Source organism: Knoellia sp. 3-2P3 (genome assembly GCF_029223115.1).
GTDB lineage: Bacteria > Actinomycetota > Actinomycetes > Actinomycetales > Dermatophilaceae > Pedococcus_A.
The window spans coordinates 837981-863684 of sequence record NZ_JARGZE010000002.1; the positions used below are offsets into that span (position 1 = coordinate 837981).

Below are 25704 nucleotides of genomic sequence, written 5' to 3' on the forward strand. Positions count from 1 at the left end.
CAACGCTGACCACGGGTCAACGGGCGCGCATGCCGACCGGTGGGCCGATCCTGATCTGGTCGTGGGTCCCTCATGCGACGCAAGAGCCCGGGACTCAATCGCTGCAGCCGCGTTCGGCGGGACGGATGTCACCATCGACCAGAAAACGCGTGACGGCGGAGTCGACGCACCCGTCGCCCTGGAAGGCTGCGGTGTGCCCGAACAGGCCGGTGCGCAGGTGCACGGCACCGGGCATCAGTGCCGTGAGGCGGTCGGCCGCGGCCTCCGGGGTGGCGGGGTCAGGACTGTTGCTGAGCACCAGCGCCTCCACGCGTCCCGGCAGACTGCTCGACGGCGCGTCGCGGGGTGGCACCGGCCAGTCCTGGCACGCCACCGCGTCCGCCGCCAGGAGCTTGCCGAAGGCCCCGGACGTCCCCTGGATCCTGACCCGGTCGGCGTCGCTCACGGCCACCCGCGGCTCGTCCAGGCACTGCGTGCCGGCGGCGGCCCCGTTGACGGCCAGCGTGTCGAGCACCGGCCCCTCGCCGGCGAGCTCGTCGAACACCTCGATGAACGGTGCCGGGTCCCCCTCACCGAGTGCGACCAGCACGTCGTCGAACTCGTAGGCGTATCCGGGGTGGTAGAGGGCCCGGAGCATCGTGCCGGTCAGGAGGTCTTCGTCGATCTCGGCCAACAGGTCATGGGAGTCGACGGGGATGGGGTTGGCGTCGAGGCGGTCCTGCAGCTCGACGATGGAGGCGAGTACCTCATCCTCGGTGTCTCCGAGTCCGCACCCGCCCTCGACGCAGTCGGCGGCGACCTCCCACAGCGCGTCCTGGGCGGTTCGCGCCTGTGCCAGCGCGCTCTCCGCGGGCGCAACGCCCGGAGCCACCGCGCCGTCCAGGACGAGCCGCTCGACCCGCTGGGGGAACAGGCGCGCGTAGTGGTAGCCGAGGAGGCTGCCGTAGGAGTAGCCGAGCACGCTGAGCTCGGGCACCTTCAGCGCCGAGCGGAACAGGTCGACGTCGCGGGCGAAGTCCTCGGTGGCCAGGTGACCGATCAGGCTGGGCTGCCGCTGCGCGCAGGACTGCCCGAGCTGCCGCGTTGCCGCTCGCAGCGCGTGTCGTTCCCCGTCGGTGTCCGGGGCCAGGTCCAGGGCGTCCATCGCCTGCGTCGAGTCGCCGCCCTGACAGCTCAACGAGCCAGACTCCCCCACCGCCCGCGGGTCCATGACCACGACGTCGAAGGCGGCTCGGACCGCCTCCGGCAGGTCCCCCGCGAAGGGACGGGCGAAGGCGGTGGCCGGCTCCCCGGGCCCTCCCGGGTTGACGAAGAGCACCCCGGACGCCTTGCCACTGCTGGCCGGCACCCGCAGCACGGCCAGCTGCTGCTCGCCGGCGTGCGGGTCGGTGTAGTCGGTCGGGACGCGCAGGTAGGCGCACTGCGGCTCGCCGGGCTTGGCCTCCCCCGCCTGGAACGACTGCCCGTCACCGCAGCCGCGCCAGGCGATCGCCTGACCGGAGAAGCCCGTCACATCCGCTTCCGCGGCCGGCCCGGCCTTGCCTGCATCGGTGCAACCGCAAGCGAGAGCAGCCACGAGCAGGGCGCCGGCCCACGCCTTCAACCGAGCCACCACTTCCCCTGTCCCACTGCCGTAGACCCACCGCCGGTGGAGTGTAGAGCGCATCGTGCCGCCGCCCATGGCGACGCAACACGCGTCTGCTCGCGAAGCGTGGGGACGCATCAGTCGTCGAGGGCAGCGGCGATGGCGAGGGCCTTGCGGCGCGCCTGGTCGTCCGTCAGCCCGAGCTCGGTAGTCGAGACGACGACGTGGGTGTCGGCGGGCGCCTTGACGTGTCCTCTCCCGGTGCCGATGGGCTGCCCCGTCGCCACCCAGAGGGCGGTCGCCGGCCGATAACCCGGTCCGTATGCCGTGCCGAAGACGACACGTCGCTGCTTCTCCGACGTCTGGAACTTGGAGTCAAAGACACTGCCGCTGAGACTCATCCGGATGGTCACCAACACCGTGGACGGGTCGTCCAGCCTTGTCCCCCAGGCACATCCTGCACTGACCGCGACCGGCTGGACTGTGCGACCGAGCACCCTGGCGACCTCCGCGCCGGTGGCGCGAGCGCAGTCCGTCGGCGGGAGCGCCGGCACCACCGGCGTCGGCCTCGGCGTGACCTTCGGGACCGGGGCCTTCGTCGGCGACGCCTTCCCAGTTGGGGACGGCTTTGCCTTCGCCGCGCCTGACGGCTTCGCGGATGGGGCCACTGGGGTTGGAGCCACGTTGGTGGGAGCCGCGTTCGGATCGCCGACGTCGACCAGCGAGGTGAGCAAGGCAGTCAGGAGCACCGGCATCACCGTGACGAGGAACCACAGGCTCGCCAGCATCATGAACAGGCCGACGATGGCGCGCACCAGGCGGCCCGCGAAGGAGCGCCGCGCGCGGCCCCGACGAGCGGACGGACGACGCCGCCGTCGCGTCGCCTGGTTGACCCGCTTTGGCCGCGCCGCCTGGCCGATCGCTGCCAGCAGCGCCGGATCGGTCGTCGTCGAGGGGAAGTCGGTCATGGCACGTGTCACGACCCGTCCCGCCGTCTCACGGTCCAGCTCGTAGGGCTGGGCGTTCAGCCAGTCCACGAGCTTGGAGACCGGGACGACCCAGACTCCCTGCACCATCTGCGGCTCGCCGAACTCTGCCTCGTGGGTTCCGGCGAGGCAGAGCACCGGGGTGACCGGCCGGCCGCTCTCGACCGCCATGTAGGCAGCCATACCGTGCACCTTCTTCAGCTCGGCCGCGAGGTTGAGCGAGACGCGGTCCCCAGCCTGCACGGTGTGCTGGAAGAGCCCGCCCTCCCACGCCATGACCCGTCCCGCACGGTTCTTCGCGTCGACCAGGAACATGCCGCCCGGCCCGATGACCACGTGGTCGAGGTTCGCCTCCGACTGTCCCGGCCGCAGCAGCCGGTCGTGCAGCACGGTCCACGCCTCACGCAGGTTCGACAGCTCGGCCGCCACCCGCCGCTCGCCCTCGGCGCCGGCCGCCCACGCGCCCGCAGCCGAGTCCGCCGACGCACCGAGCTCCTCAGCCCTGCGCTCGGCGCTTCCTCCCCCGACAGCCATGACGGCCAACCCCTCTCGACACCATCGACCGTGATGCTAGGAAGACGCCAGGTCGGCACGCAGGCGATCAAGCCGACAGTGCGACAAACCTGACCAAAGGTCTGACCGCTGCCCTACTCTGCACCCGTGGAGCGATCCTCGATGCGCCCGCTGGAGCAGGCGCTGCAGCGCCTCACGTCGCTGCGCCAGTACCAGCACCACGGGACGCGCGTGCCGCACAAGCCGCTGCTCGTGCTGCTTGCTCTCGGGCAGCTCGAGGCCACCGGCTCGAGCGCGGTCACCTGGGAGCAGGCCCAGACGCGCCTGGCCGATCTCATTCGCGAGTTCGGGCCGCAGACCAAGACCGGCGCCAAGCAGTCGGCCGCCTACCCGTTCACCCGGCTGCGCTCCGACGGTGTCTGGGCGCTCGACGCCGATGTGCCCAATGACGTCGTGGGCGACCTCGACCGGGCCCAGCCGACCGGGCGCCTCGACTCAGCGCTCGAGGCCCAGTTGCGGGATGCGACCACCCGCGCCGCCGTGGCCAGGGCTCTGGTCGAGGCGCACTTCCCGGACACGGTGGCACCCGACGTCCTCATCGCCGCTGGACTCGATCCCGAAGCCGTCCTGCACGCCGGGGCGCTTGTTGGCGCAGCAACACCCCAACGGCAGCGGAGCCGGCGGTGGGTCCTGGAGATCCTCAAGGCGTGGGACGAGAGCTGCGCCTTCTGCGGTTACGACGGACGGCTCGGCTCAACGCCGGTAGGTCTCGAGGCAGCCCATGTCCGCTGGTTCAACCTGGGCGGGCCTGACGACCTCGACAACGGGCTCGCGCTGTGCTCGCTGCACCACAAGCTCTTCGACCGCGGCGCGCTGGGCCTGTCGCCCGACCTCACCGTCGTGGTCTCCCCCGGCTTCACCGCCCGCACCGAGGCGAGCAAGCGGGTCTACGATCTGCACGGCCGCGAGCTGCGGCCACGCCCGGGAGCGGCAACCCCGGCGGAGCACCACCGCGCCTGGCATCAAGAGCAGGTCTTCAAGTCCGCTGCGTAGGCGTCACGCCTGGCCGACGGGGTTGACCCGCCGGCGCGACGGATGCCCGGGCGGTGGCGGAGCGACGATGTATCCGGAGCGGACGTCCCCATACACCTGCAGCGCGCCCAGACGATTGCTCCAGAGCCACGCCAGGTGCGCGCAGACGATGGCGTCGACCTCGTCCTCGATGCGCTCGAGCTCCGCCTTGCGCTGGGGGTCTGCCGCGGTGGTGCGCAGCTGCGCCCACCGCTCGCTTCGCGGGAGCTCGAGCTCGGGCAGGTGGCGCTCCATGGAGTCCAAGAGCACCTCGTATGCCGCTTGGAGGCTGGCGAGGTCGCGTCCCTTCTTGCCCTTGTAGGGCAGCGTGTAGGGCAGGGAGAACAGGCCGACCATGGCCGGGTGCGGGTAGACCTCGATGCAGCCCGGTGCTCCGGGACTGCCCGCGTGGGCAGGGTCGGTGTTCCAGCCGAACGCAGCTGCCAAGGTCGCCGCGCGAGGCGGGTTGAAGTGCGGGTTCGAGGTGTTCGCGGGATAGGCGCCAGCGCCGTACCTGCCGAACACCGCACCGATCTCGCGCTCACACGGCCGCTGGCCGGTCGGGTTGGTGACGATCAGCGGTGCATCGACGGCCACGGTGGCAAGGGCGGCGGCGTACGGAGCGAGGAAGTCCCGGATCTCGGCGTCGGTGTGCACCGAGGCGGACGCCAGTAGAGCTCCCTCGGCCGTGACGACAGCCACGCCGGTGCGGGCCCGCTGGCCCCACGCCAGGTCGATGCCGGCAAGGATCGGGGTGTCAGCCCCCCAACCGGTCACGGACACGGGATCGGCGTCCATGTCTGGCCACCGGGTGCGTAGCGGCGGCATCCGGTGTAGCCCGACAGGTCTGACGAACCCGAGGAACTTGACGAGCTGGACGAGCTGGACGATGAGGTCGAGCTGCTGGTTCGAGTACGAGGGCTCGCGGCGGATGCTTGACGACGCGCTGCCGCTTCCGCCTCCGCCTGTGCCGCAGCGCGCGCAGCCGCCTCACGAGCCTTGGCAGCCGCGGCCGCCTTGGCCCTAGCTGCGGCTGCGGCCTTGGCTTTCGCCACTGCTCTAGCTCGTGCCGCTGCCTCGGCGCGGGCCTTGGCCGCGGCCGCACGCTCAGCGCGGATCGTGGCTGCGCGGGTGGCTGCCGCATCGCGACGCATCGTTGCCGCCTCTCGAACACTGGCAGTCGTCGCCAGGAGGGCTGCGCGCGCCGAGGCCGTCAGAGCTCGGCTGGCGAAGCTCGCCTTGGCGTGCACGACCCCCTCCAGGGCCAACGCCGTGCCGATGAGCGCGGTCGCTTGGGCAGCAGCGGCCTCGGCCTGTTCGGGGGATGCGAGCGCGGCGGCATCCTGCAGTCCCGCGGCCGTCTGCTCGAGTGCGGCGGCCTGGCCCGGGAGCGTGCATGTCACCGTGCTTGCGAACATGCCCACCTCATTTGTCTGGGCGGCTGCATAGGCGGCATCAACCTGGGCTCGGAACTTGTCGTTCGAGTCAAAGGTCACAGGCATGGCCAGGCCTGCCCGTGCCATCTCCGCATTGACCATCTGGCCGTCTCGGAAGACCGCTGCCAACGTGCGACCGTAGCGATCCTCGCGCTCCTCGTCGTAGCGCAGTTCGACGCTGGTGCCCACGGGCAGCAGCGCCTTGAGCTTGGTCGCCGCCTCGGGCCCCAGGCACTCCACAGGAGCATTCGGGTTGACGGACTCGGGAGCGTCCACGTTGAGCAGCCGGACCCTGACCACGTCCCCGCCCAGGCTCACGTCAACCGTGTCCCCGTCGACGACCTTCGTCACGGTCCCCTCGGCCGCACTCGCCCCTAACGCGGAGGCGACGAGACCTAGACCTGCAATTCCTGCTGCGACAACCCCAAGGGCCACCCAGCGTCGAACGGGACGCGCTGCCACCGAGTTCCTTCCATCATCTACTCAACGTTTCGCGATGGAGTCTCTCAGCGCGGTCAGACCCTCGAGGACTCTGAACGGTCAGCCGTTCGGACATTTCCGCAGATATCGGGCCCGCGAATCGCTGTCGCACCATTGGTCAGAATCGATCCGCCGTTCGGTCGATCGAATGCCCCAATGTCCGAAGTGCCCGATTTGAGCGTGTGAAGATTTCCACCGCTCAGCCCAACGAAGGGGAAAACATTGACGGATCGGCCGTTGTTCGACGGTCCCTCACGCGACCCCATTCTGGTCACTTGGCTGGTCCTGTTGGGCATCATTGCTGCCCTCGCACTCAACGCCAACACCACGTGGGCCGGGACCCTCGAGAGCGACCGCGTCGCCGGATTTCTCGCAGACTTTCTTGCAGGAGCCATCCTCAGCCTGATGCTGTTGCTCGTTCCTGCCTACATTCGATGGTTCTGGCGGTACAGCCACACCCTCCATCTCCCCCGACGGCGGTGGTGGCGCCCCAGCTTCTGGGGAGCGGTCTTCGAGTCCTTTTCCAGGGACATCCGGGGCGGGTCCTCCGCAACCCCGGATGGCACCGCCAGACCGGTTGGTGTTCACGACAGGACCGACTGGCTGCCGCAATTACATGGACGACGTGACCACGGGTTCGGCGCCGCAAACCGGCCCGGGGTCTGGCCTCTCAATGGCGGACGGCTGTTCAAGTCGGCGGTCGGGGGCGGGTCGGGGGCCGCTTTGTCCGGACAGGATCGGCGACGAACAAACCTACCTGCGCCCCGTTTCTCCTCGATCGCACTGGATGGAGACGTCGCGGCACCCGGGGTTCCCACTCGGATCACCTGGCATGCAGAGAACGCTCAGTCCGTGTCCATCAACGGGATTCACGGCTTTCCCCCTTCCGGATCGGGCCAGGTTCAGCTGCATGCCTCTGGACCCGTGGAGCTCCGTGCCATGGGCGCTGGCGGCGCAGCGACGGGCCTGACATCCGAGGTGCTCTATCTGGCGTTGCCCGAGATCTCGAAGGTCACCATGCCCCCCGGCCCGGGCGTCAGCCTCAGAACCGCCCTGCAACTCAGGCCAGATGACGACTGGGTGCTCGAGCGCCAGATTCACGGGATCCTCCGCTCGCATGATCAGGCAACGCAACGACTCATGGTCGACGCGCAGAGCCAGCCGAAACCCCTCGTGCCGGAGGACGTCAAGCAGAAACTGATGCACAACCTGCTGCCGACCGACGGGCTCCTCTCCGCCATCACCAACATCCTCAGCCCACGGCCGCGTCTCGACTCGGCCGACCGACTTCACGAGCAAGGCAGACAGAGCCTATGAAGAAGTTCCTCCTGACCGTTGCCGGCACGAACATGGCCATACTCGCGCGCGCGCCGCGTGATGAGGCGAAGCAGGCGTCGCTTGGCGGTGTCGTCCTCATGACAGCCGGGCTGGCCGCCTTGTCGAGCGCCTTTGCCATGCACATGGCCCTCCACGCCTCGCTGCCTGTCTCCATCGCGGTCGGCCTGCTGTGGGGTGTGGCGATCGGAAACCTCGACCGCTGGCTGATCACGGCAACCCCGCGCCAGAGCACGGTCATGCAGAACATCCGGATGGCGGCACCGCGGCTCCTGCTCGCGCTGGTCATCGGGATGGTCGTCTCGACTCCACTGACACTGCAGATCTTCGACAAGGAGATCGAGGCGGAGCTGACCGTCATGAAGCTCGAGGAGCAGGCTGCCTTCGAGGAGCGGATCAACACCGACCCTCGATACCGGGACATTCCGAAGCAGCGGGCGCGCATCGCGGAGCTGAAGCAGTTCATCGCGCAGGGCGGCGCGGCGGATGCGGTCTTGTCGCACCCGGAAGTGAAAGAGATCAGCCAGGAGCTCAGCAGCGTGGAGAAGGCGCTCACCCGGGCGGAGCAGGCCGTCATCTGTGAGCGCGAGGGCACCTGCGGCAGTGGTCGAATGGGCGCCGGGCCGGCTTCAGCCGAGAAGGAGACGGTGAGAGACCGCCTGCTCGACCAGCGGGAGCAGCTTCGTGCCGCCCTGGAAGCGAAGAAGGCTGAAGTGCGCTCATCCGCGGATGCCTCACTTCAGAAGGCTCGCCTGAATGCTCAGACCGAGCTCGAGAGCCTGACCGCTACCGTCCAACGCAGCCAGGCAGCACGCGACTCCGAAAGCGCCAACAACGCTGCCGCGGTCAACGATGGCGATGGCCTGCTGGCCCGACTCAAGGCGCTCCACCGAATCGGTGAGGACGACACCACCCTTCTCTTGGCGCACCTCGCCCTGTTCCTCTTCTTCACATCGATCGAGTGCCTGCCCATCCTGGTCAAGCTCATGCTTGCCCTTGGCAAGCCGTCCCTCTACGAGCAGCTGATGGCTATGGCGGACGAGGAGCAGTACGAGAGGGCGCGGCTGGAGGCGCACGCCGCTCAGCGCACCCGCGAGATGGAAACCGAGACCGCCCTCGACTCGCTGGAGTCGCGACTGCGGAGCCAGGCGGAGGCCGAGACCGAAGCAGCCCGCATGATCTCGGAGGCACAGCGCGACCTCGCCGAGCAGGCGATTGCCGATTGGAAGGCCCGTCAGCGCAAGCTCATCGAGGAGGACCTCGAGGCGTTCGTCTGGACTTCCCAGCGCGACCTCCAGTCCATGGACGATCACCGTCCGGGGTCGGCAGCACCGGCGCATGCCACCGCTGATACGACGGTAGACGATCGATTTGCAGCATCGGTTTGACGCTCGCGGCTCTCTCCCTGGCGAGACCACGATCCAAGGTCTTCGCCTGAAGGGCAGCAGTGCCTCGCACATCAGCCAAACCCGCCACCTCCCGACCCTCAGTTCGCGACAATCCAATGTGAATGGGAGGGGCTTATGACGGATGACGCTATGCACGACCTGTGAGGGCGGAAACCGAGCCACCGTGCTGATCCACCTCGAGTAGCCGGCCCCGGATTGGGCTCTGGCCATCTACGGGTCACCGCTCGCGAAGGAGTGGCGGGTGCAGCATCGTGTCGGGCTGCGCCGTGAAAAGGCGCGCCGGCCGCCCCCGCCCTTCCCGCGTGTACTCCCCCGTCGGCCGCAGGAACCCCTCCGCGCCGGTTACCTTGCGGTGGAAGTTGGCCTTGTCCAACGGATGCCCCCACACCGCCTCGTAGACGCCGCGCAGCTCTCCGACGGTGAACTCCGGTCGACAGAAGGCCGCCCCCAAGCCCGAGTACTCGAGCTTGGCTCGGGCCCGCTCGACCCCGTCCCGCAGGATCTCGCTGTGGTCGAAGGCCAGCCGCTCCTCGGGGTCGCCGAGCACCTTGTCCACCGCTAGCCACATCGCGTCGGCAGCGTCCGAGCCTGCCTGCGGTTCGGGCAGGTCGGCCCCCATGGCCAGCCACGCCACAGTGACCACACGTCCGCGAGGGTCACGGTCGGGAGCCCCGTACGTTCGGAGCTGCTCGAGCACCACATCCCCCGGGCCCACCCCTGCCTCCTCTTCGAGCTCGCGGTAGGCAGCCGCCTCCAGGTCCTCACCGTCGTGGACGAAACCTCCCGGGAGAGCTAGCTGGCCGGCATACGGCTCGGCGCCGCGCCGCACGAGCAGTACCGAGAAGACGTCATCTCGCAGCGTGAGCACGACGAGGTCCGCGGTGACGCTGAAGATCGGGTGCTTGCTGGAGTAGCGACGAGCTGCCATTGACACACCATATCGTCAGATTGACTTTTATCCAGATCCCGCATTAATGTCGCACTGACCACAAAAGGGAGGGTGCCATGAGAATGACGACACAGCAGACCGACCGGGCCGCGGGGGTGCTCCTGGGACAGGCATGCGGGGACGCCCTGGGCGTCCCGTACGAGTTCAGCAATCCCCCACGCGACGAGCCGCAGATGATCGGCGGCGGCCTCGGCCCGTACGCGCCGGGCGAGTGGAGTGATGACACGCAGATGGCCGTCTGCATCGCCCGGGTCGCCGCCACCGGCGCAGACCTCACCTCGTCGCCGGCCCTCGACCAGGTGGCCGATGCGTTCGAGCAGTGGGCACGGCAGGGAGCCAGCGACATCGGCAACCAGACGCGCTCCGTGCTGTCCGCCGCCCGCAGGGGCGTCGGCACCCCGGGGGAACGGCTCACCCGGGCGGGTGAGGCGTTTGCCGTGGCGCACCCCCGCAGCGCCGGTAACGGCGCTCTGATGCGCACCGGGATCGTAGGCCTCACCCGGCCCGACAGCCGTGAGCGGACGGCGGCCTCTGCGAGGGCAGTCGCCGCGCTCACCCACGCCGACCCGCTGGCGGCCGACTCCTGCGTGCTGTGGTCCGAGGCGGTCCGACTGGCCGTCAGCGAGGGGAGGCTCGACCTCCTCAAGGGCCTCGACCTCCTGCCCGCCGAGCGACGGGCGCAGTGGTGCGACTGGATCACGGAAGCCACCGAGGCCATGCCGCAGCACCTCTCCCCCAACGGCTTCACCGTGACCGCCCTGCAGGCCGCCTGGGCAGCCATCACGTCCACCGACCACCACGACGGGTCGCCACTGCACCTGCAGCGGGCTCTGACGGCAGCCGTGCAGGCGGGCGATGACACCGACACCGTGGCGGCGATCGCCGGCGCCCTGCTCGGCGCCCGCTACGGTGCCTCCGCGGTTCCGTTCCGGTGGCGCCGCCGGGTCCACGGCTGGCCCGGCCTGCGGGGCCGCGACCTCGTCGGTCTCGCCATCGCGACCGCCCGCCGGGGCAACGTGTTCGGACGGGGGTGGCCCGAGGTGGACACCATGCGCGCCGGCTACGAGCAGGAGTGCGCCATCCCCCACCCGCACGATCCTGAGGTCCTCCTCGGGACGTTCGCCGATCTCCACGACGCGCCTCGGCTGGGCGTGGACGCCGTGGTCTCCCTCTGCCGAGTGGGTCGTGCCGACCTCGAGGCTGCAGGCGTGTCCCCCGAGGACCACGTCGAGATGTGGCTGGTCGACAGCGAGCTCGCCGACGACAACACGCATCTGGCCTTCGTGCTCGACGAAGCCGCCGCTGCGGTGCAGGCCTTCCGCTCCGAAGGCAAGCGGGTGCTGCTGCACTGCGTCGCCGCGCAGCAGCGCACGCCCAGCGCGGCGGTGCGGTATGCCGTGCGGCTGGGCATCGATGCCAACGTCGCCGCCGAAGCCATCGTGTCGGCGCTGCCCAGCACTCGAGGCCGTGGTCTCCTGTGGCAGACCGCCCTCGGCGCCGACCTTCCCACCTCTGCGAAAGGAGCCTGACGTGGCTCTGGTCTCCTGCCCCACCTGCGCCTCGGACGAGGACATCCACGTCGACGAGAAGCTCGGCGACGGCCGGCTGCAGGTCCGCTGCGGTGAGTGCGGCACCGGGTGGGTCCACGGACAGCCGGCAGCGCCGACACCGAAGGCGATGAGCTCCTTCGACAGGGCATGGCTGAAGTTCCCCACGCCGGCGATGGTGTCCTCCGGTCGCCACGCACGGGTGGAGGAGCTGAAGCAGCAGTTCCTGACGATGAAACCGGTGGAGGACCCGGCGGTTGCACCGTACTGGCGTCAGTACCAGCAGGTGTTCTCTCGCGACGGCCTCTGGACCTGCAAGCCGCAGGACCTCAAGGACTTCGCCAACTCCGACGTCGGCGCCAACCCCGGCAACATGTCCGTCTTCAACACAGCCTGGAACCAGATGGGCACAGCCGCCGCGGCCGAGCAGGTGCGGTCCACGATCGACTACCTGCTCTACGGCCCCGACGACGTCCCGCTGGAGGACCGTCTCACCCACCTGATCGTGGGACACAAGGGCATGGGCATGACTGGCTTCCGCGAGTCCCTGCTGACGCGGGTGCTCTGCGTCGTCAAACCGAACCAGTTCCTCCCGATCCTCACTTACTCCGGTACCGGAACCGGGAAGCGCGACATTACGGAGGCGGTCTTCGGCCTGAAGATGCCGAGGCAGGACCAGGTCAGCATGCAGATCGGTCGGCTGGCCGTCTGGAGCAACAACCTGCTGCTGGAACTGGTGGGTGGCGGCTTCGAGAGCTGCCAACACGCGTCGGCCTTCCTGTGGTGGGCCAAGGACCAGCACTTCGGAGGGGAGACCGCGTGAGGCCCGACCAGACGGCCGTCGAGCGCGGGACCGACTCGGTGCGCGGGCTCATGCTCGGCCTGGCACTCGGCGAGTCCGTCGGCCGAGGCAACCACCGGCAGGAGCTGATCCGTGCCGGCGTCTCCACCCAGCTGGCCGCTTTCACGGTTGAGGGCTACATCCGTGCGTCGATGCGCATGTCGCACAAGGGCATCTGCAACCCGGCCGCCGTGATCTGGCGCGCCTACCTGCGCTGGGGCATGGCGCAGGGCATCTCGGGCATCGAGCCGGACGGTGACATCAACGCCGCCTTCGCGGGCAGTCCGGACGGGTGGCTCCACGCGGTGCCCGCGCTCGGCCAACGCCGTGGGTCATCGCCCACGACGGTGACCACCCTGCAGAAGGGCACGCTGGGCACTCCTGAGCGGCCCATCAACCAGAGCATGGGCTGTCAGGGACTGGTTCGCGTCCTGCCGCTGGCGCTCATGGCGCTGGAGCGCCGTAACGACCAGGCTGTGGACCTCGCTCGGCGGGCGACAGCGCTGACCCACGGCAGCCCCGTTGGCCTCGGGGTGACGGCAGCCGCGGTGACCATCGCCGCGGAGTGCCTTCGTGCGGACGAGGCGCTGGACGGGCTGCACGAGGGCGCGAACGCGACGCACAACCTCGGCCTGCCGACCGCCGTCTCGAACAGCTACGTGGAGGTGGTCGGCAGGTCGTACGGCGCCGGCGACATCGGCTACCTGAAGGAGATCGCCCCGGACAAGACCTCGCGCTCCGCACTGATGGGAGGGCTCTACGTAGCGTCAACCTATCCCCACCGGCACCAGTTCCTTGAGGCTGTGGAGTTCGCCGCGCAGGCGCCGGACGGCGACTCGGTGGCCGCCGTGACGGGCGCCCTGCTCGGCGCCAGCCATGGCGCTTCGCAGCTGCCGTTTGACCTCATCAGCCGGCACGAGCTCGCGTGGGTGGTGGACACGTTGGCACGTGATGCCGTTCAGGAGCTGGTCGACTCCCCCGGCGGTGCCGAGATGGAGCCGCCGCGGGACCCGCACTGGTGGTCCCGGTATCCCGGCTGGTGATCGGGATGATGTCGCTCAGATTGGACGAATATCAGCCAGCTCTGGCGCAGCGCGTCAGTCGCACCAGCATGCTCCAGCAGCAGTGACCTCGTTCCAACAGTTGGGACACACTTCCGGCTCGTGGGCATGCTTCGAGTTGTGCCCGCCCCCAAGCGTCGTCTGCGGTCCCTGCGCGCGCCAGTCAACCGACTCAACCGCGAGTTCCAAGACGTCGTCGAAGTTGTGGGCCAGCAAACCATCACCGACGACGATGTATGTCGTCGCAGGCGTCTTAGGGATCTGCTTCTGATACGTGGTGCTCGCTCGCAGGACCTCGGCCTTCGGAGGGTCCACGGCAATTGAGATATGCGCCGCGTGGCAATAAACGGCGATGGCGCCGACAGGAATCGGTCGAAGGCTCATGTAATTGGCCCGGCGGTCAGTTCCCAAGCTTCTTCGGACAACCATCTCCCTGACGAAGCGCTCCACGGTCGGCGAAGCTTTGAGGCTCAGGAGTTGCCCATTAATTGGCTCCATGTGCATATTCAACTCCGATCCCCTGGGGCTCCTGTGTGGACACGCTGTCGCGGTGCTGCCCGACATCGCGAAGGACCGTTCGGAGAGCACACAGGATGCAGAAAGGCCCCGCACTCGCGGAGGGTATGCGCACACCAAAAGATCGATCTGGCTGCAGGGCAGCGAAGAGTTGTCACTGGTCACCGACATAATGCTTGTGGCCCGGCACACGCGCGGCAGGGGATGCTCCTTGACCGCCCCGTCGATGCAGGATGCAGCCATGACCAATCCCAAACACACCCACCTCACACACTGGTGGGTTAACCGCTCATAGCGGCCGGGCCGCGTGAGTCGCTCGGCGTCGTCACGACCCGCTACTCGAACACTGCGGTCGGCAATGCCGGCGTGTTCGTCTGTGTGTCCGAATCGATGACGGCCTCCGCGGAGCGCCCACCGGCTGCGAGGCTTGCGTGCCAGAGGAAGGGACGCTGGTCTGACCTGACCGACGAAGGTCACCTACGCCCGGTCAGATCCAGTGGCTCGTTGCGCCAAACCCCACGTCTGCCGTTTGGCTGCTCCCGCACAACGCGGCAGCAGACGCCTCAGCGCTCCGCTGCGCTGTCTCGAACAGGTACTGTCTGGGTGTCGGTGTTTGAGCTTCCCCCGGGGGGCTGGGCAATGGGCGCTCGGGGGTGTTCCTCGTGGAGACGGCGCGCACACCGGATCAGCGATTCACCGCCCACAAGCTCGGCGGCTGAAGTCGCCCGTCATCGTGACCTTCGGGGTGCTCGCCCGAGGCCCAATCAGTATCCACCTGGAGGACCCGTTCGCGAGTCGCGCAAAGGCCTTGGGCGACATCCACCCGCGCGACCCGTTCGACGACTGGGCTGTGAACGCTCGAGGCCGTCAGACAAGTGAAGAGGAAGAATGAGCGAAGTGTTGCATGCAGGGTCGCCTGGTCTGGCCCGGCACCTAACCGGTCACTCCTCGTGCTTCCGTTGTTCGAACCAGTCCTCGCCGGCGAACCTGCGGTCTTTCAGCTGTTTCGCTGGCAGCAGTGCCAGATGAGCTGGCTTTGCGTCCGAGACTGGACGCGACACGACCACCACCGGCGCCCCGACGTCGATCGTCCCCCGGCGACGCGACCGACGGCGCTTCGGTTGCTGCTGCGCCGGTTGATTCAAGCCGTCAGCCGTCTTCACCGAGCCCACACCACCTGGTCGCCCACGCCTCTCGCCTTTCCTCCGCTCGGGCTCGGGCTGCCTCGCGGGAGTCTCTTGAGGCGCGGCGCGGGCGACCCTCGGGGCGTCATAACTCACCTCAGCGGCCAAGGAACGCAAAGCGGCGGCCACGTCGGCTCCGATCCGCGAGCCGAGTGTGCTGTCGAGCCGTCGGTTTCCCAAAGTAGTTCCCCCGTTGTCTGGTCTTGTCCCTCGACGCTCCATCTACAGGAGAGTGGTCAGGGTCTGAAGTCGTCGTGAAGTCGAATGCTGGAAAGCTCGACAGTGCCGTCGCTGAGCTGCCAATAATGCAGTCGGCGCGCCTGTGGAGTCTTGGTCTGCAGTGCGACCCGCCAGCACGTTGCCCCGTCGTCCCGTCGCACGAACGGCGAGTTACCTGCCTCGGACTCCCGCAGCTGATGGGTTTCCCTACCAGCGACATCGTGGACACGACCCGTGACGATGTCGACGATGACATCGACAACCTTCTGGCGGTCAATGCCGTCCACCCCGGCCCAGGAGGACAGGAACTGCTCCGCCAACACGTAGGGCCGAATGGGGTAGTCACGTTTCTCCCCCGGCGCGGTGCGTCTGGCCCAGGCCAGCTGAACCTCGAACTCGAGCTGCTCATCCGCCTCCCTGAACAGTGCACCGTCGCCCGCGGACGCGGTGGCTTCCTCTCGCAGACGGCCCACCTCCCGTTCGAGACGGTCTACCCGGTTGCTCGCTTCGCGGAGACGCTGCCGGAGTCGCCTTCTGTCGTTTTCGAGGCGGTCGACTCGTGCCGTTGCGCGGGAGAGTTCCTCCGAGAAGCCGTCACGCTCCAGTCGCATCGCCTCCAACTGCGACACGAGCTGGACAGGAGAGACCATGGCGTCGACCGCGTCCCCTGGGGGGATCCTCGTTTGGGGCGCCTCGGCTGGAGCCGCGCCACCAGAGGCGGCCGCCGGTTGCTGCCGCGGCTGCGGTTCGACCTCGGGATGGGGATCGTCGTCAGGGGCGCGCAGCTCCAACCACGGCGGACCGCCCCGCAGGAGAGCGGCCGCATATGGAGGGTCTTCTCCGTCGACATCGGTCAGGGTGAGCTTCCAGCCCTTGCCCTTGGCTTCGCCCGTCCGTGTCACCGTCGCGGCCACGACCTCATCGACGGAGATCAGCGACGTCAGAGGCAGGTCGGTGCCTGCGCTCACATCCCGCGCATCCACATACACACGGCAGCCGGGCACCAGCTCAACGTGAGCGCCGCCGGCATCCACTCGGGTCACTCTGCCCAGGACGGACCGCCCCAGGGCATATGCGGCCAACAACTCTGCGAGGGGGCGCAGGGAGGCCCGGACATCGAGACGCTTGTCTGTCGAATCCAGCCGGAGACGTTCATCCCTTTGCCAAAGAGGCGTTCGGCACTCACCCCGGGCACGGTCAGCTCGGGCCAGATCGTGGCCAAGCCTGCATCAGTCTTCACGAAGGCTCGTCCACCGGCGACGCCGAGTACCTCCCCCTCAACAGCTCGTTCGCCCGAAAAGTGATGTGCTGTCAGGAGGCCAGCTGCCATAGCCATGGCCATGGCATCGCTGACGAGGAGTTCCGTGACTTTGGAACAGTCACCCGCGCCGAAGGCGAAGCGCAGCGGTGAGCGACTGGGCATGGTGACCCATTCGAGGTCGGTGGGATAGACCCTCGAAGCGCCGCCGTACACCTGGGTCATGGGCGGCATGGCGTTCGAGAAGGCCCAGGACACATTTCCCGTCGGCAGCACGAAGACGTCTGCAAGACCGTGGAGGCTCCTCGCGATCTCCTCGTGGTCCACGAACGGCGAGGGCTGCCCCGCAGCAATGCTCACCACGACGACCGGTCGGAGCCGGCTGCCGTCGTTGAGTCGTGCCGCGAGCGTGCGAGCCTCGTCCTCACTGGACAGGCGTATCGCACCGCTGGGCTCTGTTGGCCCCGCCACATGAACCCCCCTCCCTCGGGCGAACCACCACGGCTGACGCTAGGTGAGACCACCGACAACGGAGGCACGACCCGACAGAACCGACCAAAGGGACGATGTCGGGTTCGGCGACGACCTTGCACGCTGGCTGCCTTGGCGACGTCCTGTGTCCTAGGAGAGGCGATGAATGACCTGCCTGAGTACTGCGGCGAGCTCCACCTCGTGTTCGGGTTCCACGGGATTCTGCTCGTCGACGCCGAGTCGCACATCGACGCTCAGGCCCAGTACACCGGCTTCCACAGCTGTGACGTCACCATGGTGGAGCACTGCATGCTCGCACCTCGGCCTGAGCGGTGGGGCATCCGATGGCAGGAGCCACCAGTGCCCGTGCACGCATGTGGGTACGACATCGATCCTCACGGCGACGACCTCTGCGAAGTCTGCGACGTTCCGCTGCCCTACATGGAGTCGCGAGAGATCGACCCGAAGGACGAGCGACTCGCCGACATCGACCTGGAAGCCGACAAGGCCAGCGTCGCAGCAAGGATCGACCAGATGCTGGCCCACTGGCGAGACCGCTACGGCTCGGGCGCCGGCGACTAGTGGCGCCCACCGCATCGGATCGAGTGACCTCTTTCGGCAGTGCTGGTGCTGAAGTGAGCGAACGCGTGATCGACATCGCCGTCGAGGAGGAGATGCAGGGGGCGTTCCTGGAGTACGCCTACTCGGTCATCTACTCCCGCGCGCTGCCCGACGCCCGCGACGGCCTCAAGCCGGTGCAGCGGCGCATCCTCTACTCGATGGCCGAGATGGGCCTGCGACCCGAGCGCGGCCACGTGAAGTCCTCCCGCGTCGTCGGCGACGTGATGGGCAAGTACCACCCGCACGGCGACTCGGCGATCTACGACGCCCTCGTGCGCATGGCGCAGCCGTTCACCATGCGGCTCCCGCTCGTCGACGGCCACGGCAACTTCGGCTCCCTCGACGACGGCCCCGCGGCCAGCCGCTACACCGAGGCCCGCCTCGCGCCCGCGGCCCTGCTCATGACGACCGGCCTCGACGAGGACACCGTCGACTTCATCCCCAACTACGACGACCAGCTGCTCCAGCCCGAGGTGCTGCCGGCCGCGTTCCCGAACCTGCTCGTCAACGGCGCCAGCGGCATCGCCGTCGGCATGGCCACCAACATGGCCCCGCACAACCTCGTCGAGGTCATCGGCGCCGCCCGCCACCTCATCGCCCACCCGAGCTGCTCGCTCGACGACCTGATGAAGTTCGTGCCCGGCCCGGACCTGCCCGCGGGCGGCAAGATCGTGGGGCTCGACGGCATCCGCGACGCCTACCTCACCGGCCGCGGCTCGTTCCGCACCCGCGCGACCACCCGGATCGAGAAGATCACCCCGCGCAAGATGGGCATCGTCGTCACCGAGCTGCCCTACCTCGTCGGCCCCGAGAAGGTCATCGAGAAGATCAAGGACAACGTCCAGTCCAAGAAGCTGCAGGGCATCTCGGACGTCAAGGACCTCACCGACCGCAAGCACGGCCTGCGCCTGGTCATCGAGGTCAAGAACGGCTTCAACCCCGAGGCGGTCCTCGAGCAGCTCTACAAGCTGACGCCGATGGAGGACAACTTCGCCATCAACAACGTCACGCTCGTCGACGGCCAGCCCCGCACCCTGGGCCTCAAGGAGCTGCTGCGCGTCTACGTCGACTTCCGCACCGACGTGGTGCGCCGGCGCAGCGAGTACCGCCTCGGCAAGCGCAAGGACCGCCTGCACCTGGTCGAGGGCCTGCTCATCGCCATCCTCGACATCGACGAGGTCATCCAGGTCATCCGCACCTCCGACGACGCCGGCGTGGCCAAGGCCCGCCTGATGGACGTCTTCGACCTCTCCGACCCGCAGGCGACCTACATCCTCGACCTGCAGCTGCGCCGCCTGACCAAGTTCTCCAAGATCGAGCTCGAGCACGAGAAGAGCGAGCTCGAGCGCCAGATCGAGGAGCTCGAGGCGATCCTCGGCGACGAGAAGCTGCTGCTCAAGACGGTCTCGACCGAGCTGGCCGACGTGGCCAGGGCCCACGGCACGCCGCGCCGCACCGTGCTGCTGGAGTCGGCCGGCAGCCCGGTCAGCGCCACCACCCCGCTCGAGGTGGCCGACGACCCCTGCTGGGTGCTGCTGTCCTCCACCGGACTCATGGCGCGCACGACCAGCGCCGACCCCATCCCGGCCGAGGGCGGCCGGAGCAAGCACGACGTCATCGTCGGCGCGGTGCGCACCACCGCCCGCGGCGAGGTCGGCCTGGTCACCTCCCGCGGTCGCATGGTGCGCCTGTCGGCGCTCGAGCTGCCGACGCTGCCGCCCACCAACGGCTCCCCCAGCCTCTCCGGCGGGGCGCCGCTCGCGGCGTACGTCGACCTGCCCGCCGGCGAGGAGCCGCTGACCATCGTCTCCCTCGACCCCGAGGCCGGCGGCGTCGCGCTCGGCACCGCCTCCGGCGTGGTCAAGCGGGTCAGCGCCGACTACCCGGGCAGGACCGACTTCGACATCATCGGGCTCAGGGACGGCGACAGCGTCGTCGGCGCCGTCCAGCTGCGCACCGGCGAGGAGGACCTGGTCTTCATCACCACCGACGCCCAGCTGCTGCGCTTCCCCGCCGGCGCGGTCCGACCACAGGGCCGTGGCGGTGGCGGCATCGCCGGCATCAAGGTCGCCGCCGGCCAGCAGGTCGCCTTCTTCGGCGCGGTCGACCCCGGCTCCGACGCCGTGGTCGTCACCTCCTCCGGCTCCTCGGGTGCCCTCCCGGGCACCGAGGCCGGCTCGCTCAAGGTGACCCCGTATGCCGAGTACCCGGCCAAGGGGCGCGCCACCGGTGGCGTGCGCTGCCACCGCTTCCTCAAGGGCGAGGACACCCTGGTGCTCGCTTGGGCCGGTACAGCGGATGCCCATGAGAATCCAGCACTTGGCATGCCCCTTGACGTGGCGCGGGCGCAGGCACGCGCCACGGGGGTCCGGTCATCAACCACCAGACCTGTGGAGGCTTTGGAACGCATCCACGCAATGCAGGCTCAAGGTTCTGCTCCCAGAGCGAGCGGCGCGATCCTCGAGTCGAGCAATGCCGTGCGCAGCGAGCCACGTGGCCCACAGGATCGACCCACACCCCTCGATGTGTTCGGATCGCGCAACGGCGGACCTGCACCCAAGCGAATTCAGGGCGCACAAGTACGGCCCAGGTATCTCGTCAGCGAGCGGCCCCAGCCCGCCGACGTCGCAACTGGGTCCGAAGCTGGCCCGTCTCTCCATGCAGACGCGATGTGGGCAGCCATCCACCTCGCGCACCCCTTGGCGCACTCGCTTGGCCAACGAGGCGCACTATCGGACACGGGTGTGTTCGCTGAAGTCGGCGCCCTGTACACGTTCGACGTCGCAGCAGGACAGATCGTCGTTGCCCTTGCGAGGAACCTCAAGACAGCCGCTTTCGCCGTGGAAGCCACACCAGACGCGGTCCGGCTGTCGCGGGCACGGGCCCTTTGGGTCCCGGGAGCGGAAGAGGACATACGCACCGCCAGCCCTCTCCTCCGAGCACCCCGCAGCGCGCTTCAGCGGGGGCGGCCGCTGAAGGTCGGTGGGCCCGATGACTGGGCGAGAGTCCCTCGAGTGGCGGGCATCTACCGCATCCACCTGCTCATCTCAGGTGAGCCGTGCGTCTACGTGGGGAGGAGCCGGGACCTCCGCGCGCGTCCCTTCAAACATGAGAAGACGGCCGGCCGCGAGTGGGGCGGGTATCCCGACGGCATCCGATACATCGAGCTCATCCCTGTCAAAGGGCAGAAGCGCTTCGACGTGTGGACTGTCACAGACCTCGATGAAGCGGAGGAAGAGCACATCGCCCGGGCGCGTCGACGGGAGCTGGAGGAATCCGGACCGAGAGTCATCAACGTGACATCCGGACGCAACGGCCCACCCAGCAGACCCCCGTCAAGGGCGTTTGTCTGGACCGCAAGCGCCGGTGGGGAGTAGTCGCTCGGCCGCCTGACGGCTCATGGCAAGGCCGCGAAACAAGCCGTTCACTGAGGCTTGGCGCCGCGCCAACGTAGACTCTCGGAGTGGATCACCGACAGCCTCACCGCGTGGCCCCGACGGATGCACGCTTCAGCCGCCACATGTCCACCTACCCGCGTGGCGAGACGGCTCCCGAGATGCATATCAGGCGTCTTCTGCACGCATCAGGTCTGCGGTATCGCATCCACTATCCAGTGCCCGGTCGACCAAGACGGAAGATCGACATTGCGTTCCCCAAGGCGCGCGTGGCCGTCTTCGTCGACGGTTGCTACTGGCATGCCTGTCCGCAGCACGGCACCATGCCCAAGTCCAACACTGAGTGGTGGCAATGGAAGTTGTCAGCCAACACCTCCCGCGACGAAGACACCAACCGGGTGCTCGCAGAAGCGGGATGGCGAGTCATGCGGTTCTGGGAGCACGAGAGTCCAGAGCAGGTCGCCACGGCCGTAACCCGTGCTGTTCGTGACGCGCCCTGACTGGGCGCGACGAGCAGGAGCCCGGGAGGGTGCACGCGACCGCCCCCTGATCCCTCATCTCGGTCAGACTTGGTAAATGGACCCAATGTCATGAGTAACCGAGAGACTCCACGAGCTGTGCGACATCACTGTCACCACGGTCGCCCAGCGCTTTGAGAGTCCTCGACTCCGACGCGTGAATGGCGTGGGCGATCTCAGACCTGGAACAACAGAGTTCGTTCGGTAGTCCGGTCAGCGCGGCGATGGCTTCGGGGGGCTGTAGTCCCTGTCCAAGTGGCAAGACTCTCTCGCAACTGATCGACCTCTTACGGCGATCAAAGCGAAGGCGCAGCAGATCCCCACGCTCTGCGGCCACGGCATCGGCGAGCGCCTTGATCGAGCCAAGCGCAGGTCCAGTGTTACTCGTCTCCAGCCAGCTCACCGGAATGGGGCGGAGCGGGTTCTCCAGAACGACCCGAGTTCCCGGCACGACTCCCAAGCGGATGGCAATCTCGGAGGGCAGCGCACGGCCACTGCCTCGCAAGATGTCGCTGTCCGCCGGTAGGTGCCAGATCGCCACGTCTTCCCCGACAAGGTAGAGCCCTCGGACCGACGCGGGATCGTTGCGCGGCGTGAATAGTTCCTCATCGCCACGGAGCCTCAGCACCCCCGCTTCGAGCACGAAGATGGGCGCGGGCGCGTAGAGGTGGACCGAGGCCGTTGACACGTCGTACTCGGCCGCCAGCTCAGCCGCCAACTGCGCAATCGGTGTTGGACCGCGCTCCTCAAGCCGCCTGACCATGAGATCGGCGACGCGGGTGTACTCGGCGTTTCCCCACTCCCGCAAACCCACCGTGGTCTTGGTGACTCGTCCGATGTGCTCGGCGTTGAACAGCCGGTCCCTGAATCCAGCGCGGCTGAAGTCTCCACCGATGGTCTCGGCCAGCTCCTCGGGGGTCATTGGCGTCCCGCGCACTGCGAGGACGGCGTGGGCCTTGTCGACAAGGTTGCCAGGCCACAGCACAAGAGTGTCTGCAAGGCGACGCACCCCCTTGATGGAGGCGACGGCAAAGTCAAGGTGAGGGGGCACGACCCCTGCGTCAACCAATTGATCGCGCAGCGCTCCCTCGTCGATGACGGGGCCGTGCTGGAGTGGCAGGTCCGCCGCCTTGGGCAGCTGGAAGCCTCTCCGCGTAAGGACCTTCGCGTTGTGATCGCGCCCGACTTCCGCCAGCCAGAGCAGAATCCCGAACTCGTAGGAGGCCAGCCCTTGCTCATCGACCAGGGGCACCTCCTCTTCAGGGGCGAACGCGCCGAGGCCCACGCGCAGCTGATGAACGGCCCAGCGAACTGGCGTCCAATCGGCTGTGACGAGCTGTTGGTTGATACGCGTGATGAGCTTGCCCTCAAGCTGCCGCACACGCTCGCGCGTGATGCGAAACTGCGACCCGATCTCGTCGAGTGTCAGCGGCTCGAACTTGACCAGCCGGTGCCGCAGGATGGCCGCATCACGCGGCTCCAATGCCGCAATCCACTGCGCCAGAATCTCCACCGGACTTGACTGCGCGGCGGCGTTCACGGGCAGCGCGCGCAGCGCTTCGACGCTCGCAGCCACATCCGCCGGCAGCTTGTCGCCGCGCAGGGCCTCGATGACTCCTCCCGCTGTTGTGGCGCTTTGGGCGAAGAAACCCCACTCAACGAGCAGCTCGAGGTCCGCTGTGACGTGGGAGGTGTCCACGACCGAAGGATCGGCCTCTCGAGCGCCGGCCGGGAAGGCCAAGGAACTAAGGATGGGCAGTGCTGCATCGTCCACATCGCGCACAGCATCGAAAATCCGCGCAGCTTTGCCCACACCGATGCCGCGCCAACTGAGCAGGTCCGCGAAGCTCAGTTCCAAGAGATCCCTGACCTTGCGCACGCCCTCGCGACTCAGCCAAGAGAGCACAAGCTGTCGTTCATGAGCTGCGAATCGAGGTGCGAGCTCGCTCCCTCCCAGTTCCAGATCGCCGATCCAGCGGAGATTCGGGAAACGCTCCCCAAACGGAGGGGTGGGACTCTCGTCTTCCCACGTCTCCACTTCGTCCACCTCTGCAGTCACGGCTGCACCGTAGACCACCTCACCGACAGTGTCTCGCGTTGCTGCTTCGCTAGGACCTGAGATCTCGAGCCCGCTGCAGATGAAACTAGAGCCGATTTGCGAGAGCATCTCGGACGTGAGCAATGTCGAGTCGTATGGATGGGTTGGCGCCGGGCGCTACCAGGACCGGAGCAGCGGCCGCCGACCGGTGGTCGTGCATGCGACCCGTGAATGCATTGAGCGTCGCAGAAACCCGAGAACGGGTGAGGGCGCCAAGGCGAGACCCGCGGCGCGCGAGGAGGCAGCACGCGCTCGCAAGTGCGCACGCTGCTACAACTGATTCCAGCAGCCGCTGCGGCGGTTGCAGGAGCCTCGCTTATCCGCGCCTGCGCCCTGCCGTCTCCAACGCCTTCACTGCGCGATGGATCGTCCTGGCGGCTTCCTTGAGAACACCCCACTCATGCAAGGTCTCGAGGAATCTCACGACCGACTGCCGCGTAGTAGTGCCGGAGGTGTCCCATGCCGTCCTCAGTGATCCAGCGGTTTCCCTGGTCGTCCTTCTCCCAGCCAGTCCACTGGTTCCACGCACGGCCATCCCGGTACCCAGCTCGCTGCGCGAACTCCACACTCTCCTCAGGTGTGGCCCCCCTCCCCTCACGAACGTTGAAAGCACGAAGCTGAGCCCAGAGCATGAGGCAGCACCAGTCCCGCTGGCCGCGATCACCGTCTACGAGTGGCTTGGCGGCCGGTGCGTCGATGTCGGGGTCGAACGACGGCATCTTGCGCTCCGGCCAACGGCCATCGTCCTCAAGGGTGGCCAAAGCAGATTCCAACTTGTCGGCCTGTGCGCGAAGGCTGGAGATTGCCTCTCGGATTGAAGTCTGGACGTTCATAGCACCTCCGGATCGCTGTTCTGTAGATACAACTGTGAATATACTCTGTATTCATAGATGGCGCCATAGATCGATGGACAGTCCGATCCGGTCGACACGCCCCTGACGCTGAGCGTCAGGGGGTGACGACACGTCTGGCCACCATGTCCTGGAGCACGGGCCGCCCCTCTCCCAAGCTGGATGTCCCGAGACCCTCGGGGACAGAGCCGCGCTCATGCCGGCCGAGTCGTGAGGAGCCCCCACGGTGCAAGCTTCCCAAGCCAGCGCGATCAACCCGTGCCTAGTAGTGAAACGCGGTGACGGGCCCAATTTCCGGTCGGTCGACATGCACGACGGCATGCGCGCATTCCGCCACAAGTTCCTCTGGCGTCCGATAGTGCTGGTAGATCTGCTGCAGCAGGGCACCGGCGGCGCTGTCGTCGAAGTCCTTCTCCAGCTGCATGTACACCGCCGTCCGCACCACCGCCGCGAACTCACCCTCGAAGATGTCGGTGCGCATGGTTTGCACCAGCCCCGTGGTCGCATCGACCAACACGGTCCGCAGATGGAGCGGCTCCTCCGGCTCACCCGCAGGAACTCCCTGCAGATGCGTTTCGAGACGCCCCACCTGGAACGGGGTGTCGCTCCAAGCCAGGGAGCCGAACTTGTAACCGAAGAGGAACAGATCCGCTGAAGCCACGACTGCTGCGAACGAAGCAGGCCCGTCGTGCGCGGCAACCTCCGACGGCGAAGGGGCTGGCCAGAAGCGCACCAGCTCACAGTACGACGGCGTGAGCCGAAGCCCTTCACCCTCGGGGTAGTGGCTTCGGCTCGTGTTGTACGGCCGACCGACCGCCAGCGTAGTCATATCAAGTGCTCCTTGTCGTTGAGGTCGAACCATCACAGTCAGGGCACCGCCCGACTGCCGGCAGTTCCACGTTGCACGCGTGGCACACAAGCACCCTCCCGCGTCCTCGCTGCTGAGGGGACGCCACAGAAGGCGCTGAGGATCGGCCGCCCCTCGTGGTCGGCTTGGCGGTCTTCGCCTTGCTGCGCGCTCGAAGGGCGGCCAAGGCATCCTCGCCGCGTCTGCGCACCTTGTGACCGGGCGATCCCTTGGCCGCCCTCGCGCCGACCGGGGGCTGGCCGAGCATGCGCAGCTTGATGTTGGCCAACCGCACCACTTCTTCGTCCCTCCAGCAAGCCGCGCAGCGCCTCTTCCGCACCCCTTGGACCAGCCGGTCGCTCGACCCACAGTTGGTGCAGACCCTCGGTCCGGGATCCGGCGCGATGTCGCGAATATCCCTGCCAGGAGCTGTCTTTCGCTCGCTCGCGCCACTTCGTCTGAGTCGGATCTCGCCGGCGCCAATGCCTCCTGAGTGCAGCCGAACCCTGCCCC

General features: G+C 67.8%; 19 protein-coding genes and 1 pseudogene. 9 read left to right on the forward strand and 11 right to left on the reverse strand.

Features of this window, described 5'->3' with window-relative positions; translation table 11 throughout:
- Positions 1-94 precede the first annotated feature (94 nt).
- Both P0Y31_RS09440 and P0Y31_RS09445 read right to left on the reverse strand, forming a co-directional pair.
- Positions 95-1513, reverse strand: coding sequence for an alpha/beta hydrolase (locus tag P0Y31_RS09440; RefSeq protein ID WP_275868601.1), 1419 nt, complete (start codon positions 1511-1513; stop codon positions 95-97).
- Positions 1514-1722: 209 nt separating this feature from the next.
- Positions 1723-3105, reverse strand: a complete 1383-nt coding sequence (locus tag P0Y31_RS09445) for an NERD domain-containing protein (RefSeq protein WP_275868603.1) — start codon at positions 3103-3105, stop codon at positions 1723-1725.
- 126 nt (positions 3106-3231) lie between these two features.
- Here P0Y31_RS09445 and P0Y31_RS09450 point away from each other — a divergent pair, with 126 nt between their 5' ends.
- Positions 3232-4137: a phosphorothioated DNA-binding restriction endonuclease gene (locus tag P0Y31_RS09450; RefSeq protein ID WP_275868605.1), complete on the forward strand. Its 906-nt coding sequence runs from the start codon at positions 3232-3234 to the stop codon at positions 4135-4137.
- A 3-nt stretch (positions 4138-4140) separates the two neighbouring features.
- Here P0Y31_RS09450 and P0Y31_RS09455 read toward each other — a convergent pair whose 3' ends face one another.
- Complete coding sequence (locus P0Y31_RS09455; RefSeq protein WP_275868607.1) at positions 4141-4953, reverse strand: DUF429 domain-containing protein; 813 nt, start codon at positions 4951-4953, stop codon at positions 4141-4143.
- Positions 4929-5942 (reverse strand): thermonuclease family protein, encoded by a 1014-nt coding sequence (locus tag P0Y31_RS09460; protein WP_275868609.1) that lies wholly within the window; start codon positions 5940-5942, stop codon positions 4929-4931. The genes P0Y31_RS09455 and P0Y31_RS09460 overlap by 25 nt, the downstream gene beginning before the upstream one ends.
- Positions 5943-6923: 981 nt before the next feature.
- Here P0Y31_RS09460 and P0Y31_RS09465 point away from each other — a divergent pair.
- Positions 6924-7388 (forward strand): hypothetical protein, encoded by a 465-nt coding sequence (locus tag P0Y31_RS09465; protein ID WP_275868611.1) that lies wholly within the window; start codon positions 6924-6926, stop codon positions 7386-7388.
- Positions 7385-8794, forward strand: coding sequence for a DUF4407 domain-containing protein (locus P0Y31_RS09470; protein ID WP_275868613.1), 1410 nt, complete (start codon positions 7385-7387; stop codon positions 8792-8794). The genes P0Y31_RS09465 and P0Y31_RS09470 overlap by 4 nt, the downstream gene beginning before the upstream one ends.
- Positions 8795-9032: 238 nt before the next feature.
- Here the strand turns inward: P0Y31_RS09470 and P0Y31_RS09475 are convergent, their stop codons facing one another.
- Positions 9033-9743 (reverse strand): NUDIX domain-containing protein, encoded by a 711-nt coding sequence (locus P0Y31_RS09475; protein ID WP_275868615.1) that lies wholly within the window; start codon positions 9741-9743, stop codon positions 9033-9035.
- A 77-nt stretch (positions 9744-9820) separates the two neighbouring features.
- Here P0Y31_RS09475 and P0Y31_RS09480 point away from each other — a divergent pair, with 77 nt between their 5' ends.
- From P0Y31_RS09480 to P0Y31_RS09490, 3 genes are read left to right on the forward strand one after another with little or no spacing between them, the layout of a single operon-like run.
- Positions 9821-11293 (forward strand): ADP-ribosylglycohydrolase family protein, encoded by a 1473-nt coding sequence (locus tag P0Y31_RS09480; RefSeq protein ID WP_275868617.1) that lies wholly within the window; start codon positions 9821-9823, stop codon positions 11291-11293.
- Position 11294: 1 nt separating this feature from the next.
- A complete protein-coding gene (locus tag P0Y31_RS09485; protein ID WP_275868619.1) occupies positions 11295-12134 on the forward strand; it encodes a hypothetical protein in 840 nt (279 codons plus the stop codon).
- Positions 12131-13195, forward strand: coding sequence for an ADP-ribosylglycohydrolase family protein (locus P0Y31_RS09490; protein WP_275868621.1), 1065 nt, complete (start codon positions 12131-12133; stop codon positions 13193-13195). The genes P0Y31_RS09485 and P0Y31_RS09490 overlap by 4 nt, the downstream gene beginning before the upstream one ends.
- A gap of 54 nt (positions 13196-13249) precedes the next feature.
- Here P0Y31_RS09490 and P0Y31_RS09495 read toward each other — a convergent pair whose 3' ends face one another.
- The 3 genes from P0Y31_RS09495 to P0Y31_RS09505 all read right to left on the reverse strand — a co-directional run bounded on the left by P0Y31_RS09495 (position 13250) and on the right by P0Y31_RS09505 (position 16750).
- Complete coding sequence (locus tag P0Y31_RS09495; protein ID WP_275868622.1) at positions 13250-13663, reverse strand: hypothetical protein; 414 nt, start codon at positions 13661-13663, stop codon at positions 13250-13252.
- A 1486-nt stretch (positions 13664-15149) separates the two neighbouring features.
- Positions 15150-16166 carry a hypothetical protein gene (locus P0Y31_RS09500; protein ID WP_275868624.1) on the reverse strand — a complete coding sequence of 339 codons (1017 nt, stop codon included), beginning with the start codon at positions 16164-16166 and terminating at the stop codon, positions 15150-15152.
- Positions 16167-16171: 5 nt separating this feature from the next.
- On the reverse strand, positions 16172-16750 hold the full coding sequence (locus P0Y31_RS09505) for a hypothetical protein (protein WP_275868626.1): 579 nt from the start codon (positions 16748-16750) through the stop codon (positions 16172-16174).
- A 273-nt stretch (positions 16751-17023) separates the two neighbouring features.
- Between P0Y31_RS09505 and P0Y31_RS09510 the strand changes: the two genes are divergently transcribed.
- From P0Y31_RS09510 to P0Y31_RS09520, 3 genes and pseudogenes are all read left to right on the forward strand, one after another.
- Positions 17024-17443: a hypothetical protein gene (locus P0Y31_RS09510; protein ID WP_275868628.1), complete on the forward strand. Its 420-nt coding sequence runs from the start codon at positions 17024-17026 to the stop codon at positions 17441-17443.
- Between the two features lie 92 nt (positions 17444-17535).
- Positions 17536-19773, forward strand: a pseudogene (locus P0Y31_RS09515) (DNA topoisomerase IV subunit A); the annotation flags it as partial.
- A gap of 1196 nt (positions 19774-20969) precedes the next feature.
- On the forward strand, positions 20970-21377 hold the full coding sequence (locus tag P0Y31_RS09520) for a very short patch repair endonuclease (protein WP_275868630.1): 408 nt from the start codon (positions 20970-20972) through the stop codon (positions 21375-21377).
- Positions 21378-21465: 88 nt separating this feature from the next.
- Here P0Y31_RS09520 and P0Y31_RS09525 read toward each other — a convergent pair whose 3' ends face one another.
- From P0Y31_RS09525 to P0Y31_RS09535, 3 genes are all read right to left on the reverse strand, one after another.
- Positions 21466-23454, reverse strand: a complete 1989-nt coding sequence (locus tag P0Y31_RS09525; protein ID WP_275868632.1) for a sigma factor-like helix-turn-helix DNA-binding protein — start codon at positions 23452-23454, stop codon at positions 21466-21468.
- A 437-nt stretch (positions 23455-23891) separates the two neighbouring features.
- The gene (locus P0Y31_RS09530; RefSeq protein ID WP_275868634.1) at positions 23892-24212 is read right to left on the reverse strand and encodes a hypothetical protein; all 321 of its coding nucleotides are present in this window, start codon (positions 24210-24212) and stop codon (positions 23892-23894) included.
- 394 nt (positions 24213-24606) lie between these two features.
- A complete protein-coding gene (locus P0Y31_RS09535) occupies positions 24607-25173 on the reverse strand; it encodes a hypothetical protein (RefSeq protein WP_275868636.1) in 567 nt (188 codons plus the stop codon).
- Positions 25174-25704 lie beyond the last annotated feature (531 nt).

Coding starts and splice junctions, on each gene's coding strand:
- P0Y31_RS09480 (WP_275868617.1), top strand. CDS start 9,821: ATGAGAATGACGACACAGCAGACCGACCGGGCCGCGGGGGTGCTCCTG.
- P0Y31_RS09445 (WP_275868603.1), bottom strand. CDS start 3,105: ATGGCTGTCGGGGGAGGAAGCGCCGAGCGCAGGGCTGAGGAGCTCGGT.
- P0Y31_RS09470 (WP_275868613.1), top strand. CDS start 7,385: ATGAAGAAGTTCCTCCTGACCGTTGCCGGCACGAACATGGCCATACTC.
- P0Y31_RS09455 (WP_275868607.1), bottom strand. CDS start 4,953: ATGGACGCCGATCCCGTGTCCGTGACCGGTTGGGGGGCTGACACCCCG.
- P0Y31_RS09530 (WP_275868634.1), bottom strand. CDS start 24,212: ATGCCGTCGTTCGACCCCGACATCGACGCACCGGCCGCCAAGCCACTC.
- P0Y31_RS09535 (WP_275868636.1), bottom strand. CDS start 25,173: ATGACTACGCTGGCGGTCGGTCGGCCGTACAACACGAGCCGAAGCCAC.
- P0Y31_RS09475 (WP_275868615.1), bottom strand. CDS start 9,743: ATGGCAGCTCGTCGCTACTCCAGCAAGCACCCGATCTTCAGCGTCACC.
- P0Y31_RS09510 (WP_275868628.1), top strand. CDS start 17,024: ATGAATGACCTGCCTGAGTACTGCGGCGAGCTCCACCTCGTGTTCGGG.